This is a genomic window from Streptococcus parasanguinis, from assembly GCF_901875555.1.
In the GTDB taxonomy this organism is placed as follows: Bacteria; Bacillota; Bacilli; order Lactobacillales; family Streptococcaceae; genus Streptococcus; species Streptococcus parasanguinis_H.
Window position 1 is genome coordinate 60,357 of sequence record NZ_CABFMD010000003.1, and the last position, 16,141, is coordinate 76,497.

Annotated in this window: 16 protein-coding genes and 1 pseudogene; 11 read left to right on the forward strand and 6 right to left on the reverse strand. The window is 41.8% G+C overall.

All coding sequences use genetic code 11. From position 1 onward, the window contains the following. Positions 1 to 22 precede the first annotated feature (22 nt). From larD to larA, 4 genes are read right to left on the reverse strand one after another with little or no spacing between them, the layout of a single operon-like run. Positions 23 to 736, reverse strand: coding sequence for a D/L-lactic acid transporter LarD (gene larD, locus JX304_RS01115; RefSeq protein ID WP_205010879.1), 714 nt, complete (start codon positions 734 to 736; stop codon positions 23 to 25). 20 nt (positions 737 to 756) lie between these two features. Continuing rightward, complete coding sequence (gene larC / locus JX304_RS01120) at positions 757 to 2,130, reverse strand: nickel pincer cofactor biosynthesis protein LarC (RefSeq protein WP_205010880.1); 1,374 nt, start codon at positions 2,128 to 2,130, stop codon at positions 757 to 759. Beyond that, a complete protein-coding gene (larB, locus tag JX304_RS01125) occupies positions 2,127 to 2,897 on the reverse strand; it encodes a nickel pincer cofactor biosynthesis protein LarB (RefSeq protein ID WP_045759929.1) in 771 nt (256 codons plus the stop codon). Before larB ends, larC begins: the two co-directional genes overlap by 4 nt. Before the next feature lie 8 nt (positions 2,898 to 2,905). Further along, positions 2,906 to 4,180, reverse strand: a complete 1,275-nt coding sequence (larA, locus tag JX304_RS01130) for a nickel-dependent lactate racemase (protein ID WP_205010881.1) — start codon at positions 4,178 to 4,180, stop codon at positions 2,906 to 2,908. 160 nt (positions 4,181 to 4,340) lie between these two features. Here larA and JX304_RS01135 point away from each other — a divergent pair, with 160 nt between their 5' ends. Genes JX304_RS01135 through JX304_RS01170 form a run of 8 tightly spaced genes read left to right on the forward strand, consistent with a single transcriptional unit; the run spans position 4,341 to position 11,206 of the window. Continuing rightward, the gene (locus JX304_RS01135; RefSeq protein WP_049474659.1) at positions 4,341 to 5,006 is read left to right on the forward strand and encodes a Crp/Fnr family transcriptional regulator; all 666 of its coding nucleotides are present in this window, start codon (positions 4,341 to 4,343) and stop codon (positions 5,004 to 5,006) included. Position 5,007: 1 nt separating this feature from the next. Next, positions 5,008 to 5,856, forward strand: a complete 849-nt coding sequence (gene larE, locus JX304_RS01140; RefSeq protein ID WP_205010882.1) for an ATP-dependent sacrificial sulfur transferase LarE — start codon at positions 5,008 to 5,010, stop codon at positions 5,854 to 5,856. A gap of 3 nt (positions 5,857 to 5,859) precedes the next feature. Further along, the gene (locus JX304_RS01145; RefSeq protein WP_205010883.1) at positions 5,860 to 6,384 is read left to right on the forward strand and encodes a DUF924 family protein; all 525 of its coding nucleotides are present in this window, start codon (positions 5,860 to 5,862) and stop codon (positions 6,382 to 6,384) included. Then, positions 6,371 to 7,924, forward strand: a complete 1,554-nt coding sequence (locus tag JX304_RS01150) for an ABC transporter substrate-binding protein (RefSeq protein ID WP_205010884.1) — start codon at positions 6,371 to 6,373, stop codon at positions 7,922 to 7,924. The genes JX304_RS01145 and JX304_RS01150 overlap by 14 nt, the downstream gene beginning before the upstream one ends. Before the next feature lie 2 nt (positions 7,925 to 7,926). Beyond that, positions 7,927 to 8,712 (forward strand): ATP-binding cassette domain-containing protein, encoded by a 786-nt coding sequence (locus JX304_RS01155; RefSeq protein ID WP_205010885.1) that lies wholly within the window; start codon positions 7,927 to 7,929, stop codon positions 8,710 to 8,712. Beyond that, positions 8,690 to 9,472, forward strand: a complete 783-nt coding sequence (locus JX304_RS01160) for an ABC transporter ATP-binding protein (protein WP_205010886.1) — start codon at positions 8,690 to 8,692, stop codon at positions 9,470 to 9,472. Before JX304_RS01155 ends, JX304_RS01160 begins: the two co-directional genes overlap by 23 nt. Next, a complete protein-coding gene (locus JX304_RS01165) occupies positions 9,460 to 10,410 on the forward strand; it encodes an ABC transporter permease (protein ID WP_205010887.1) in 951 nt (316 codons plus the stop codon). Before JX304_RS01160 ends, JX304_RS01165 begins: the two co-directional genes overlap by 13 nt. Continuing rightward, positions 10,400 to 11,206: an ABC transporter permease gene (locus JX304_RS01170; protein WP_205010888.1), complete on the forward strand. Its 807-nt coding sequence runs from the start codon at positions 10,400 to 10,402 to the stop codon at positions 11,204 to 11,206. The genes JX304_RS01165 and JX304_RS01170 overlap by 11 nt, the downstream gene beginning before the upstream one ends. Positions 11,207 to 11,239: 33 nt before the next feature. On the opposite strand, the gene JX304_RS01175 is transcribed toward JX304_RS01170, so the two are convergent. Further along, complete coding sequence (locus JX304_RS01175; protein ID WP_239649390.1) at positions 11,240 to 12,010, reverse strand: class I SAM-dependent methyltransferase; 771 nt, start codon at positions 12,008 to 12,010, stop codon at positions 11,240 to 11,242. Positions 12,011 to 12,532: 522 nt separating this feature from the next. After that, positions 12,533 to 12,859 carry a MarR family winged helix-turn-helix transcriptional regulator gene (locus tag JX304_RS01180; RefSeq protein ID WP_205010889.1) on the reverse strand — a complete coding sequence of 109 codons (327 nt, stop codon included), beginning with the start codon at positions 12,857 to 12,859 and terminating at the stop codon, positions 12,533 to 12,535. 381 nt (positions 12,860 to 13,240) lie between these two features. Between JX304_RS01180 and JX304_RS01185 the strand changes: the two genes are divergently transcribed. The 3 genes and pseudogenes from JX304_RS01185 to JX304_RS01195 form a co-directional block, all read left to right on the forward strand. Then, positions 13,241 to 14,368 (forward strand): glucose-1-phosphate adenylyltransferase, encoded by a 1,128-nt coding sequence (locus JX304_RS01185; protein WP_205010890.1) that lies wholly within the window; start codon positions 13,241 to 13,243, stop codon positions 14,366 to 14,368. A 12-nt stretch (positions 14,369 to 14,380) separates the two neighbouring features. Continuing rightward, a complete protein-coding gene (glgD, locus tag JX304_RS01190) occupies positions 14,381 to 15,496 on the forward strand; it encodes a glucose-1-phosphate adenylyltransferase subunit GlgD (RefSeq protein ID WP_205010891.1) in 1,116 nt (371 codons plus the stop codon). Between the two features lie 43 nt (positions 15,497 to 15,539). Beyond that, a pseudogene (locus JX304_RS01195) lies at positions 15,540 to 16,141 on the forward strand (phospho-sugar mutase); the annotation flags it as partial.

A 16,141-nucleotide genomic window follows, 5' to 3' on the forward strand; every position in this document is an offset into this window, starting at 1 on the left:
TTTCATAGGATTGATCTTCCGATTACATGATTCCAAGGAAGTGACGGATGAAGAAGAAGGCAAGGACAGCACCAACAAATGGAGCAGTACCTGGTACAATAAGACCATATTGCCAGTCGTTGTTTACTTTATCTTTGATTGGTAAGATTTGGTAAGCAAAACGAGGTCCAAGGTCACGCGCTTGGTTCATGGCGAAACCTGTAGTACCACCAAGCCCCATACCGATAGCCCAAACGATCAAACCAACATGGAATGGAAGCATTGCTTCGTTGGCATGTTCAGCAGCCATGATAGAAGTCAAGAAGATGAAAGTTGCGAACGCTTCGACGAAGTAGTTACGTGGAAGGTTACGGCAGTTAGGGTTAGTTGAGAAGATGTTACGAATAGCAACACCATCAATTTGACCTTCAGAAATCTTGAAGTGGTCAGCATACATAAAGTAAGCAATCAAAGCTCCAAGGAAGGCACCGATCATTTCAGCGATTGCGATTGGGAAGAATTGAGCGATTGTCAATTTACCAAGAAGGACTTTCAACAAAGCCATTGCAGGGTTCATTGAAACGCCACCAAAGATGAACAAGCAGACAGTGATACCGAATGCCCATGTAGTGATCGCGAATAAGTGTCCAGTTCCAGCATATTTTGTTTTCTTCAAAACGTCGTCACAGTGTACGCCAACCCCGAAGATAATCATCAAAGCTGTACTCATAACTTCTGCAAGTAATTGATGTGTCATGTTAATAAATGTCTCCTAAATTAATAAATATATTTTTGTAATTGGTGATAAACTTCTTGAATCGGCAACTGCATCTCCTTAGCAATACGCTGACAGTCTTCGTATTCAAGCGTCTTCTTAGTGATGGATCCGTACTGATTGATTTTAACCGTAACGGTTCCAAATTCTGTATCGATTTGTTCAAATCGACGTTGCATGACCTTGCGGTCAACTTGTTGGTATCGAAAACCAATGGTACTGGTTTCTTTGAACAAGAGGGTTGAAAAATCTTCCAGCTGGCTAGTTTGAATCAAAAGCGTTAACTCAAAACCAGGACGATTCTTTTTCATAACGATGCTACGATAGTAGACATCCAAAGCGCCAGCATCCAAAAACCGATTGAGAATATAAGCCAGTTGTTCTGGTGTTTGATCATCAATCGTTGTGGTGATTTCAACAATGCGATCATCGGTGTGATGAACGATGGTCGAGCTATGTGAGGCGTCTTCCTTCAATAGCGAACCGCGTAAAGCATTGAATTTTCCGGTATCTCTTTTACCAAATCCGTAGCCGACACTTTGGATGGCAAAGTGGGATGGGATCGGTTCGAAGATCGGGTCCAATGATTTCAAGAGGGCTAACCCTGTTGGGGTGATCAACTCTGTTTTGACGGTGAAGTCTTGAGTGATCGGAATGGTGGTTTCCTTTCTCAACTGCATGACAGCAGGAACTGGAACCGGCATTTCCCCATGGGCGACTGAGATAGTCCCACTTCCCTCCGTGAGAGGAGTGGAGTAGACTGTGTCGATTCCAAGCGATTCCACTAGGATGAAAAAGCTAACGATGTCGACGATCGAGTCAATGGCACCGATCTCGTGGAAATGGATCTGCTCAACAGGCATGTTGTGCACAGCTGCTTCAGCCTTTGCAATATCAAGAAAGACTGCAAGGCTCTTTTCTTTTACAAAAGGACTCAACTGAGAAGCGACAATCAAGTCGTGGATGTCTGCATAACTGCGGGCATCCGCATGGGAATGTCCATGTTCATGATCGTGATGGTGTTCATGATCGTGATGATGTTCGTGATCGTGATGATGTTCATGATCGTGATGATGTTCGTGATCGTGATGGTGTTCGTGATCGTGATGGTGTTCGTGATCGTGATGGTGTTCGTGATCATGATCAAAATCGCCTTCAATCCCCGTATCTTTCTCCCCGTGGTGAAGGTGAACATCAAAATCAGTTCCCCAGATAGCGCTTTTAGAGATGCGATCAACGTGAAGGTGGAAACCATCGACTCCCAGTTTTTCGAGTTCAGAGCGAAGTAAGGTGACGTCTCCCCCAAGGTCAACCAATAGACCATTGAGCATATCGCCACTTATTCCAGAAAAAGGTTCTAAAAATAGACTGGTCATTCGTTTTCCTTTCGATTGTGGTTGAGTCGGTTAATCATACAAGCTGAATAAGCTGCACCAAATCCATTGTCAATATTGACGACGGTGACTCCAGAAGCACAAGAAGTCAGCATACTCATCAAAGTCGTGAGTCCTTGAAGATTGCTTCCGTATCCGATACTAGTCGGCACGGCAATCACAGGCACATCCACAAGACCTCCAACAACACTGACAAGAGCTCCTTCCATTCCAGCGATGACAATCACCACACTGGCCTTTTGGATCTCATCTAAGCGTCTAAAGAGGCGATGAATACCGGCGACTCCTACGTCATAGATCCGGTGGACAGCGTGGCCAAAGGTCTCTGCCGTTACGGCAGCCTCTTCGGCAACAGGAACATCACTAGTCCCTGCTGTCACAACGGCAATGTAGTGCTCCGCATCCACCTCTTCTTTTTTCGAGTTGAGAACGAAGCAGCGCGCTTCTGGATAATAGTGGCCGTTAGGAAAGAGCTGAGAAAGAGCCTCTCCCTTTTGGAGAGAGACTCTAGTTGCAAGGATCGGCAATTCTTTTTGTAAGAGGAATTGCATGATGCCTTCCATTTGCTCAACTGTCTTTCCTTCGCCGAAGATGACTTCAGGGAAGCCATTGCGGCGTTGCCGGTCAGTATCAATTGCTGCATACCCTAGTTCTTTCACGCCGTTAATTTGCTCCAGCGCATCCTCTACAGAGAGGTGGCCAGCTTGCAAATCACGGAGTGTTTGTTCTAGATTTGGTTGAAAATCCATGGTCGATTCTATTCAACAACAACAGAGAGTCCGTCGCGGATAACGGTTACTTTCGCATCTTTTCCTTCACGAGCCAAGGCTTTTTCAAGTGCTTCGTCAAATGAAGTTGCAAGTTCCATGTGCATACCTGTGATCAAAGCAGGGTCGACAAGGTCAGATACAAAGATAACATGGTGGTGTACCAAGATACGAGCCAAGATTTGAGAAGTCCATTGGTCTGGAACAGTTTCCAAACGAGGTGTATTGATGGCTTGTTCCAAGAATTCTTTTGGATCTTCTACTTCAGCAAGGTTACGATAGAATCCTTCTCCACCGTGACCATCCGCACATCCAGCAACCATGATGATGGTTCCGCCTTCTTTGTTTGAAGCTTCAGCAGCTGTCATCCCTTTAACGGCTTGGTAGATGTTTTGGTCAAGTGGGAAACCACCGTTTGTTGAAATCGTAATGTCGCTTTCGATCTTAGACACGTGTGCCAAGTCTGCAACAAATTCACAACCAACTTTGTGGGCTTCAACCATGTCCCCAGCGAAAGATCCGATGATGTGTTTTTCGCCGTCCAAGACAACATTGACGATGAAGGCCAATTTTGCAGTACGAGCAGCGTAAAGCATATCTTCGTGGATTGGGTTGTGGTCAAGGTTACCAGTACGTGCTTTATCAGAGTTGATAAAGTCACCTGAGTGGTTCGCCATGATAGTCTTGTATGAAGCAATACCTGGAAGGACTGATTTACGTCCACCTGAGAATCCAGCAAAGAAGTGAGATTCGATGAATCCTTCTGCTAGCAACAAGTCAGCTTCAGCAGCAATCTTGTTGATGATACAATCCCCACCTGAAGGAAGTTGACCGATTTTAACCATGTCATCATCGTTTGTTGAAATGTGCATAACGATTTCTTCATTGTCAACGATTTCTTGGCCGTATTTGTTGATCAATTCTTCACGAGTTGAAGGACGGTGGAAACCAGTAGCAACCAAGATACGCACGCGTGCATCAGGGTTAGCTGAGCGAATACGACGCAAAATGATTGGGGTAATGATATGAGAAGGTACAGGACGAGTGTGGTCAGAACTGATCAACACGATGTCTTTTTTACCTTTAGCGAGTTCTTCCAAAGATGGGCTGCCGATAGGGTTATCCAATGAACGTTCAACAGTTTCTTCTTCAGACAGTGGGTTATGGAAGTTTTCCGCTTTTGACTCTAACAAACCAGCAAAGTTTTCATCTGGAATCTTTGCAACAATCGTCTTTTTGTCGTACGGTAATTTAATTTCTACCATTATTTGCGATCTCCTTTATTAATACTGATACTTATAGTATAATTCTTTTTTAAAAGAGGTGTGTACTGTTTGTTGTTAACAAATGATAACATAAAATAACGAGAATAGGTGTATCATTAGTGTGACTTTGAGAGAGAGCAGATGGGGAGGAAAAACCGTCGTGAATTCAGAATTTTTAGTGAAATTTTTGGAAGAGAGGCGAACGCCGATCGTCAAGAAAAAATACCATAGTTACCTCTCCTATCGTGGGATCAAAGAGGACTACATCTACATCTTGAAAGAAGGTGTAGTCAAGACCAGTGTCATCATGCGCGATGGGCGTGAGTTTAACTTTTCCTATCTAAAAGCCATTGACATTGTCTCTTTGATTCGTGATGAGGTGTCCAACTATACAGACTCGCCTTTCAATGTGCGAGTGGAGACAGAAGAAGCGAGTTTTTATCGCATTCCCCGGGTCAAATTTTGGAATTTTGTCAAAGAACAAAAAGAACTGCAGGACTATGTGAGAGACTATTATCGCAATAAACTGTCTGAAAGTATGGAATCTCAGCAGTACATGATGATGAATGGCAAAAAAGGAGCGGTTTGTTTTCATTTGCAAAAACTCAGCAGTTTGTTTGGTGTGGAGCAAGAAGATGGCGTCTTGATTGATTTCAACATTACCAATGAAGATATTGCCGGCTTTTGTGGAATTTCGACGCGAAACAGTGTCAATCGCATTCTCAATGAATTAAAACGAGAAGGTGTTTTGGATATTCGACAGCAAAAGATTGTGATTTTGGATAATGAACGGATTGAAGAATTTATCGGAAGGGAGCTATTCTAAGATGGTAACAGAAGCACAAATCAGAAAAGAAAAAGAAGAAAAATTACAAGATATTTTACGCAAAATCGGGAAGGTAGCCATTACCTATTCAGGTGGGATTGATAGTTCTTATCTCTTGAAGGTGGCCTTAGATACCTTGGGACCTGACAATGTTATTGCGGCTGTTGTGAACTCTGAGATGTTTTCAAATGAAGAGTTCGATCTAGCGCTCGACTTGGCCGATCAGCTAGGAGCGCCTGTGCTTGGTCTGGAAATGAGAGAATTGAGTGATCCACGGATTGCGGCCAATACGCCCAATATTTGGTATTACACCAAACAATTGATGTACCAAACCATTAAGGATTCGGTCACAGAACTGGGCTTTAAGCAATTGGTGGACGGTATGATTATGGATGATATCGACGATTTCCGTCCTGGTATCAAGGCTCGGGACGAAGCAGGTGTCCGCAGTGTCTTACAAGAAGCGGGTCTCTATAAGACAGAAATTCGTCAATTGGCCAAGGAAAGAGGGGTCTCCAATTGGAATAAGGTGCCATCTTGTAGTGTTGCCTCACGTTTCCCATACGGGGTGAAAATCACTTCAGAAAATGTCCAACGGGTCTTTGAAGGGGAAGAGTTCCTTGTAGGGCTGGGCTTTGAGCAAGCTCGTGTGCGTGTGCATGGAGACTTGGCGCGCATCGAAGTGGAAGAAGACCATCTGCTTGAAGCCATCCAACTGCATGACAAGATCAATGACTATATGAAGAAAATCGGATTTACCTATGTAGCCTTGGATTTGGCAGGATACAAGTACGGCCGGATGAATGATTCATTGGATGAAAAAACAAAAGAAAAAATTATGGCGGGTTAAGCAATGAAGGAAGTGATAAGCTTCTGGTTTGAAGAGTTGAAGCCAGAGGATTGGTTCAAAAAATCAGACGCACTGGATCAAGAAATGCGCGTGCGCTTTGAAGAACTTTATTGGAAGGCCAGTCGTGGGGAATTGTTCAGCTGGCGCGCGTCAGCTGAAGGGCGCTTGGCAGAGATTTTGCTTTTGGACCAGATCCCTCGGAATATTTTTCGAGGGAAAGCCCAAGCCTTTGCAACCGATTCGCTTGCCTTGGTCTTGGCCCAAGAAGGTCTGACAAAAGCTCAAGCCTTGCCGGTTGTACAGCGAGGCTTTTTCTACATGCCCTTTATGCATTCGGAATCCTTAGCCATTCATGAAGAAGCCCTGCGTCTATTTGATCAACCGGGCTTAGAAAAACGTTTGAAGTATGAGAAAGTGCATGCGGAGATTCTTCAACAATTTGGGCGATATCCACATCGGAATGCCATCTTAGGACGGCCTTCGACCAAGGAAGAAGAGGAGTATTTGAAAGAACATGCAGGCTTTTAAAAGAAAAAAAGGATGTTGGGCCAAGTTCTGCTGGGCGATCCTGTTAGCTGGAATTTTCTTGCTAGCTTTTAATGCCTTTCAGGGAAGACAGAATAAAACGGTCTCTTCTCGTGACACAGTTACGATGGGCTATACTCAATTTCCGGCTAATATTGATCCAGTCAAAGAGTACAATGGTTGGTTTACGGTGCGCTACGGGGTCGGGGAGACTCTGTTTAAAATGGATGATCACCTACAGATCCAGCCTTGGCTTGCTACCAAAGGTGAGCAGTTGTCTCCTCTTGAGTGGGAAATCACCATCCGTCAAGGGGTTCATTTCCATGATGGGAGCCTCATGACTCCTAAGACAGTCAAGGAGTCCTTGGAACACCTTTTGGTATCCAATCAGCGGGCAGCAGGTGAATTAATGATCGAGCAAATAACAGCGACGGATCAGAGTATTCGGATCAAAACCAAAGAGCCCCAACCGATCCTTTTGAACCTTTTGGCGGATCCTTATTCGACCATTATTCATGTTGGAGTTAAAGAGGCGACTGGAAAATCGGTTGTTGCGACAGGTCCTTACCAGATGACAGCTTTTCGACCAGAGAATGGTGCTAGTCTAAAGGCCTTTCACAACTATTGGAATGGAGCCCCTAAGGTACAGAAGGTCGAGATTCATTCATTTTCAGATGCGACTTCGATGAGTCTCGCCTTAGATGCTGGTGAGATCGATGCGGCTTATGGGATGCCGGCGCTCAATCTAGCTTCTTATCGTAAGAAAACAGGTTATCGGATTTCAGAAGTGGATGGCTCGCGCTATCTTTCTTATGTTTATAATTTCCGAGATCCTTGGATGAAAGACAAGACGCTACGAAAAGCCCTTGATTTGGTGATTGATCGAAAGACCTATAGTCAATCGCTCTTTCAAAAAGGTTCCCAAGCTACAAGTGGTCCGTTTCCAAGTCGCTTTCCTTTTGCTTTAGAAGAGCCTGTTCCAAATACGAATGCCAAGGAAGCAGAGAAGCTCTTGGATCAAGCAGGTTATCTGAAAAAAGCAGATGGGTTTCGCTATAAAGATGGTAAAAAGGTTATATTAACAGCTCTTTCTTATGATCGTTTACCTGAGATTCCTTTAGCAGTTCAGGCGACACAAGCTGCCTTGAAGCAAATTGGGATCGATGTGAAGATTCGGACTGTTGAAGTAGGATCGATTGCTGTTGCAGAAGATTATTCGTTTACCCCGTATACCATGGTGGCGACTCCTGTAGGTGACCCCTATCCCTTCTTTAAGAGTTCACTGGCTTCAGACGGTTCGGTTAATCTTGGAAAATACAAGAGCGATAAGGTAGACCAACTCATTCAAACTCTGGGGACAGAAGGCAATCAAGAGAAGCGTCAAGAGCTGAGTAAGGACCTTCAAAGGGAAATAAAAGAAGACTTACCGATCAGCTTTTTGGTGACGTTTAAGGTAGCGGTTATTATGAATGATCGCGTATCAGGTCTCGCATCGAGTGCCTCAGACTATTACCATATAACCAATCATTTAACAAAGGAATAAGTATGCTTGAACTTCAACATCTAACGGTCCAATCCAGAGATCGGATCATTATTGAAGATCTATCGTTTCAGTTGAGAAAATCCCAAAGTCTTGCGATTGTCGGAGAAAGTGGCAGTGGGAAGTCCACCCTGTTGAAGGTCTTGCTAGGGCTCCCCTTGAGAGATCTTTGGATTGCAAAGGGACAGTATAGTTGGCAAGGAAAAGTACAGCTCCAGCAGTTCTCTCCTTACCCTTTCGTAGGGAGTGAGATGGCTTGGGTCAGCCAGCAGGCTGGGCGCTTTTTTTATGATCGACGAACCATCGAAAACCATTATAAGGATCTGGTCAACAGTCTAAAAGGGCGAGCTTCTAAAGTTCGTTCTCTCAAAGAATGTATGGACCTGGTCGGTTTAGATATGAATAAGGTTGCGCCTTCCTATCCCTTTGAACTAAGTGGGGGCATGATGCAGCGGGTCGCGATCGCATTGTCTTTGGCCTCTTATCCTAAGATTTTGCTAGCTGATGAGCCCACCAGTGCACTGGATGTCGTCACCAAACTAGAAATCGTGGATTTATTAGATCGCCTAAAAAGAGAAGAAGGCTTGTCTCTTCTATTAGTGACACATGACATGTCAGTTGCTGCAGCTTTGACGGATCAGATGCTTGTGATTCGTGAGGGACAGGTCATTGAACAGGGACCTACAGCCCATTTGTTGCAGTCTGCAAAAGAAGACTATACGAAAGAGCTGCTTGCAGCAACCCCTCGTTTACGGAAAGGAGCCTCAGATGGGGACAGTATTGACCTGTAAAGATCTACAATTTACTTACCGTAATTCTGCTTCAGGGATGCAAGTAGGGCCGATTTCATTTATTTTAAAAGAGGGGGAGAGTTTTGGCATTGTTGGAGAGTCTGGGTCTGGAAAGACTAGCCTCAGTCATCTTCTGTGTCGTTTTATCACCCCTGATCAAGGGAATTTGTCTTTACAGGGCCGGTCCTATGAGGAGTTTTCAACGAAAGAATTCTATGAAACCATCCAGTATATTGATCAACACCCACATGCCAGTTTTCATCCAGCACGCTCGGTTTATTCGAGTTTGATGGAAGTCTGTGATCATTTTGATCAGGCCACAACAAAAGCTGAAAAAGAAAAAGCAGTTGAAGAAGTTCTGGAGGCGGTTCATCTCAATCGCCAGTTGGTGCAGCAAAAACCTCAATTTTTAAGTGGTGGGGAGTGCCAGCGGGCAGCTATTGCGCGTGCCTTGCTCATTAAACCGAGAATCCTCGTTTGCGACGAGATGACCAGTGCCCTTGATATGACTATTCAAGCAGAGTTGATGCGCTTGATGAAACAACTAAAAGATCGCTATCAGATGAGTTTTGTCTTTATCACTCATGATCTAGCCTTGGTGAGCCAATTTTGCCAACAGATATTAGTTTTAAAAGATGGACAAGTAAAAGAGATGGGAAGGACGAGTGATTGCTTAAGTGCTCCACAAAATCCTTATACTCAGGAACTGTTAGATACTTATCAGAGGCAAGAAAGGTGGCTGAATAAATGTTTCGACTAAGCTGTAAATTGTTGCTTCGTTTCCTTCTGATCTTACTAGGTGTCAGTTTGATCTCCTTCTTACTCATGTACTTAGCACCGGGAGATCCAGCTAAAAATATGTTGGCTTCGCAGGGGATTCCTTTTACAAAAGAACTGTTAGAGGCCAAGCGTCTGGAATTTGGCTTTCAGGATCCTTTCTGGGTACAGTATGGACGATGGTTGGTTGGAGTCTTCCATGGAAATCTGGGAATGACCTACCATTCGGGATCGTCCGTCGCAAAAGAGTTGGCCTTTTATTTTCCTAACACTTTATTCTTAGCAGGATTTACCTTGCTCTTAACTCTCTTGATCTCCATTCCGCTGAGTTTTATGGCAGTCTTTTATAAGAAGAGCCCGATTTCTAAGGTCATTTCTTTTGCGACTGCTTTGGCCAATACCATTCCTAATTTCGTTCTAGGGATTGGCCTGATGCTGGTATTTTCACTGTATTTACATTTGTTTCCAATCCAATCAATGGTTGATCTAAAAGGAGCTGTATTGCCAGCTTTGACCTTGGCCGTAACCATGTCGAGTCGCTACATTCCCCAGCTCCAAGAAGGGTTGACAGGTATTCTCGAGTCAGATGCCGTTCTGGGAGCTATGGGGCGTGGTTTGAGACGAGGACAGATCCTAAGGACAACCATTTTTCCACAACTATTTCCTCTGCTCTTGACCTTGATCACTCTATCTTTGACCTCCTTATTGGGGGGAGTGGCAGTAATCGAGTACCTCTTTTCTTGGCCGGGAATTGGGAAGATGTTGATCACAGCTGTTCACAATCGGGATTTTCCCTTGATCCAGGGATCGGTTCTGGTTATTACAGCCAGTGCCCTTCTGGTCAATACCGTTGCTGAATTTATCCAGCTCATCATCAATCCAAAACGCAAGCGTAAGGAGGGAACCAACCATGTCATCTGATCAGATCAAACGGAATATTCGATGGGTATTAGGGTGTCTCATAGCCTTTCTTGTCTTCTTAGTACTGGCTCAGTGGTTTGGATCTGACCAAGCCAATCGGGTTGATTTACTCAATGTTTTGGCAGCGCCCTCTCGTCAAGCCTTATTTGGGAGAGATGAGTTGGGACGCGATCTCTTGGTCCGTGTATTTGTTGGAGGGGCTCATACCCTCTTCCCATCCCTTATCGCTCTCATTTTGGTCGTCCTTTTTGGTTGCTTCATGGGGGTCTTGAGTGTCAGATTTGGTGGAATTGTGGACCGCTTTGTTCAAATAGCTATTACGCTGTTTCAAGCCTTTCCTCCCATTATCTTTGTGATTGGAGTCGTCGGTTTCTTGGGTCTTGGGATGGAGCAAACCTTGCTGGCTATCTGTTTGACCAGCTGGACCAAGTATGCTTACCTAGTGCGCTCACTTCTCCTCGATATCAAAGAAGAACCGTATTTCCGCTATGCAGATATGTTTGGCAATACCTTCTGGAGTAAGATCAAACTTTACTATCTCCCTAGTGTCTTTCCCCAAGTCGTAACAACCATGGTGTATGACCTGAATACCATTGTTATGGAAATTGCAGGGATGAGTTTTATCGGTTTGGGTGCTCAGATGCCTTATGCAGAGTGGGGGGCGATGATCAATAACGGTAGAAGTTATTTACAAATAGCCCCGTGGATTGTTGCTTTTCCAAGCCTATTTCTCATCCTCTTTATTGGAGGGGTGATGTACCTAGGAAGGCTCCTCAAACAGTACTTCGCTATCTAACAGGAATACAAAAGAAGCTGATCCAAACAGGAATCAGCTTCTTTTTGTGATATAAAGGGCAAACATCGGTGTGGCTGCGTAATTGAGTTTTTCCTCTCGGCTCCAAATTTTTGGTCCCAATTCGGTGTCAACTGTAGCTTCAATCCCTTCAAATTGATTCAAAAACTCCAGATCCCATGCAGGACGAAGGCGTTTAGTTAGTGGCAATTGGCGGGCGATTTCTTCAATTAAGGCTTCATCAACTCCTTCACCATGCCAGTAATCTTCTAACTGTTCGCTAGAAGCGGTCTTCAGATTTTCTTCAAATTGTGAACGAATAGCAGGATCATCGAGATAAGAGTACCAGTTCGCATCATAAATGAGGAGTTGTCCGCCAGGTTTAAGAGCACGTAGCCAGGATTTATAAGCTTTTTCTGGCTCTTCGAGATTCCAAGTGACATTGCGCATGATGATAACGTCAAACGATTCTGGCTCAAATTCCAACTCTTGGGCATTCATTTGTAGATAGCGGACTGAGCTTGAATTTTTTCCATATTGAAGAAGATTTTCTTGCGCAATCTGTAGCATATTTTCTGAGGCGTCGATCGCAGTGATCTTATCATACCCCATTTGTGTGAATAAAATCGGGAAAAAACCAGGCCCTGTACCAATGTCTAAGATGGAAATGGTCCGCTCTTTTGGTAACCAGCGCATCAGTTCGTATTTCCATTTTTCAAGCTGGAGACTTTCGATTTCTTTTTTATTCTTATGAGAATAGCCTTGGTAGCGCTTATCCCAGTATTGTTGGATGATCTTGTATAACACAGTTCCCTCTTTTTCTATTTCGTGAAATGTCTTGTAACATTATACTATAGTTCGAATTCAAGATCAAAGAAGAATCAGCGCTTCTCCGGCTCAAAGTATTTCCAAGCGTCTAAAAGAGGGAATAATGAACTGTAAATTTCAGAAATTGGAAGAAATGTGATTGCTACGATGAAGATGCAAGACTAAATGAAAGATTCTTTATACCTTGCTATCTATCAAAATACGGATATTAAGAGATTTCGCATTCGATAAAATGAACAACCAGGTCATGGTATTGACAGTAAGTGGAAAAGGCAGTCTTCTGAAAAGTTAACAAAAGAGGCACTGGAGCCTCTTTTTATAAGTATATTTTAGATGGTAAAAATACATAAATAGCATGTAACACTTATACAAATTTTATATTTTAAAACGGATATAATTTAGAAAGATAAATTATTTAGTAAGCACTAGAAAGACAGGAACATATAGGATGATGTTTGATCTTTTAGATGAAGCTGACCGTGTATTCAGACTTGTTTAGAATTACTCGTATTCTGTTGACAGTAGAACAAATGATTTTTCAGTTAGTCCAATCAACTTTTTTCTAAAATCAGATTGGTCAAATTTACGAAGAATCCATCTTTCTTTTTCCATGGATTTTAATAGTTTCGTGACCGTAGGATTGGATAGACCAAGAAAATGCTCCACCTCTCTCTGGTTTTTACTAAATTGTGGAAATTGAGCAATATATAACATAACGTTTATATAGAGAGGTGGAAGTGTATTTCTTTCAGTACTCGATAAGGTCGAATGCCCTTGAGGAGAATGCTGTTTTTTAAGAATGGGATTTGAAAATACATTTTTTTCCATAGCCTGAATCTCACTTATATCTGGGTATTTACTATTGTGCCTATATAGTAATGTTAAAAGTATTTCAAAAGAGGACTCATTGAAACCTAGAAAATCATGAGTCCTCTTTTCAAAAATATGAAAAAATGTAAATCATCTACAAAAATGATTCATTAAAATTCTTTACAAGGAAATTGTAGCACCATTTAAAGAAGAAATCAATATTTTTTATGCTTTTAATTAATATTACGCTTAGACATGTATCTCTTTGTATTCATCGCTATTCATGGATGACACTACATGATTAAAGATACAAAAGATAATTTTTTCACATGTAAACGCTTCCGTTTTTGTTTCGACAGTGCTATACTATATATAATAATAAACAAGGAGGCCTGAGTCATGGCTCGAAATAAAATGTTGGCGATGATACTTGCAGGTGGTCGTGGAACACGATTGGAAAGTTTGACGAAAAAAATTGCCAAACCTGCAGTAGCATATGGAGGAAAATATCGAATCATTGATTTTCCGTTAAGTAATTGTGCAAATTCAGGGATAGATGTTGTGGGAGTGTTAACTCAGTATGAGTCAATTTTGTTAAATGCCTATGTTTCTCAGTCTCAACGTTGGGGGTTAGATACACAAGGATCTGGTATTTTTGTTCTCCCTCCTCGAGAAAAAATTGAGGGTTTTAATTTATACAAAGGAACTGCAGATGCCATTACTCAGAATATCGATTTTATAGATTTATATGAACCAGAATATGTATTGGTCCTCTCTGGAGATCACATCTATAAAATGAATTATGATAAGTTGTTAGAAACTCATGAAAAAAATCAGGCTGATGCAACTATAGCAGTCATTGAAGTCCCATTAGACGAAGCCTCTCGTTTTGGTATTATGAATACAGATGCAGATTACCGCATTGTTGAATTTGAGGAAAAACCTGCAAAACCAAAGAGCAATCTGGCATCAATGGGAATTTATATTTTCACATGGAAAACCTTGAAGAAATATTTATTGCAAGATGAGGTTAGTACGGATACCTCACATGATTTTGGGAAGGATATTATTCCAAAATATTTGAAGGATGGAAAGAGATTGTATGCTCATCCATTTAAAGGGTATTGGAAAGATGTTGGAACAGTGACAAGTCTTTGGGAATCCAATATGGATTTAATTGATCATTCTGATAAGTTAAATTTAACGGACCCAACATGGAAAGTTTATTCAGAAGATAAAGGATCTCCTGCACAAGTTATAGGAGAAAATGCTGTGGTGTCATCCTCTTATATCGATAAAGGTGCGGTCATAGATGGTGTGGTAAAACATTCTGTGATTTCGACTGATGCTATAGTTGAAGAAGGTGCTGTAGTTACGAATACAGTTCTCCTTCCTGGAGTTCATATTTCAACAAAGGCAAGTGTGGATTATGCAATTATTTCTGAAAATGTATCGATTGGTGAAGGGGTAGAGTTAAAAGGAAGTAGAGATAAGATACTCTTAATTGATCGTAGTATTAATAAGTAGGAGGTTCAAATCATGTTACGAAATACACTTGGAATCGTAAATATAGAGGGGAAGAATGTCGATTTTGGAGCTACCTTAACACATAAGTCTCCTCAGGCATATAGTTTTTTAGCCCGCTATCATTTGATTGATTTTATTCTTTCAAATATGTCAAATTCGGGTATAACAGAATACCAAGTTTATATACCGTCTAATAGTCGTTCAACGATTCAACATGTTGGTTCAGGAACACAGTATAATATAAATAGTAAGCGTGGGAAATTACGCTTGTTAAATAGTGATAATAATGCCTCTGGTATTTTTCAGCATGATGTAAAAGCTTTTACGGATAATTTACATTATATTCAAGATTCACATAAAGAATTTGTGTTGATTGCACCAAGTTATTTCATCTATAGTCAGGATTTTTCAGAACTTCAGGAGGATTTTGAGAGGACTGGAGCTGATATCACAGTACTCTATAAAAATGTTTCAACTGCACGGGAAAATTTTATAGGTTGTACGACCATTGTATTTGGAGAAAATAAACGAGTTGTAAGTTTTCAAGAAAATCATGGGAAGTATAAAAATCGATCTATTTCATTGGAAGCATACTTCATGAGAAAAGAAACCTTTATCGAGTTAATAAACCGTGCCAATCAGGTTTCATCATTATACTGGTTTAAAGATATTCTTGAAGATGTAGTTGGGGACTATAAGATAGTTGGATATGCCCATAAAGATTATGTTGCTTGTATCAATAATACAGAAAATTACTTCCACACGCAGTTAGAGTTAATTGAAGCTAAGAATCGCAAATTATTATTTAAACAGGGATGGCCAATCTTCACTAAGACTGGAGATTCTTCGCCTACTTTATATGGTCCGCTTTCTGAGGTAAAAGGAAGTTTGTTAGCAAATGGAAGTGTTATTAATGGTCAGATTGAAAATTCAGTAATTGATCGGGATGTAGTAATCGAAGATGGAGTTACTATTAAAAATTCAATCATATTAAATCGCGTACATATTCAAACTGGTGCTTATATCGAAAATGCTATTATAGATAAATATACGGTCATCAAACATCCTGTAGAAATTGTGGGTGATTTTGAAGAGCCAATCTATATTCGTGAGAATAGTGTTATCTAGTTAGCGAGTTCATGCTTTGAAATTTAACAAAGGAGATATTTCTATGACCTATCAAGAAAACTACCAAAAATGGCTCGATTTTGCTTCATTACCAGCTTATCTTCATGATGAGTTGGTCGCAATGGATGAAAAAACCAAAGAAGATGCCTTCTATACCAACCTAGAGTTCGGTACAGCTGGTATGCGTGGCTACATTGGTGCTGGTACCAACCGGATTAATATCTATGTTGTTCGCCAAGCAACTGAAGGCTTGGCCCAATTGATCGACTCAAAAGGGGAAGAAGCGAAAAAACGCGGTGTTGCTATTGCTTACGATAGCCGTCACTTCTCTCCTGAATTTGCTTTTGAATCTGCTCAAGTTTTGGCTGCTCATGGTATCAAATCTTATGTATTTGAAAGCCTTCGCCCAACACCTGAGTTGTCATTTGCTGTTCGTCATCTTCATACATTTGCTGGGATCATGGTAACGGCTAGCCACAACCCTGCTCCATTTAATGGTTACAAAGTATACGGTGAAGATGGTGGACAAATGCCACCTGCAGATGCAGATGCACTGACAGACTACATTCGTGCGATCGAAAATCCTTTCACAGTGGAACTCGCTGACCTTGAAGAAGGAAAGGCAAGTGGCTTGATTGAAGTCAT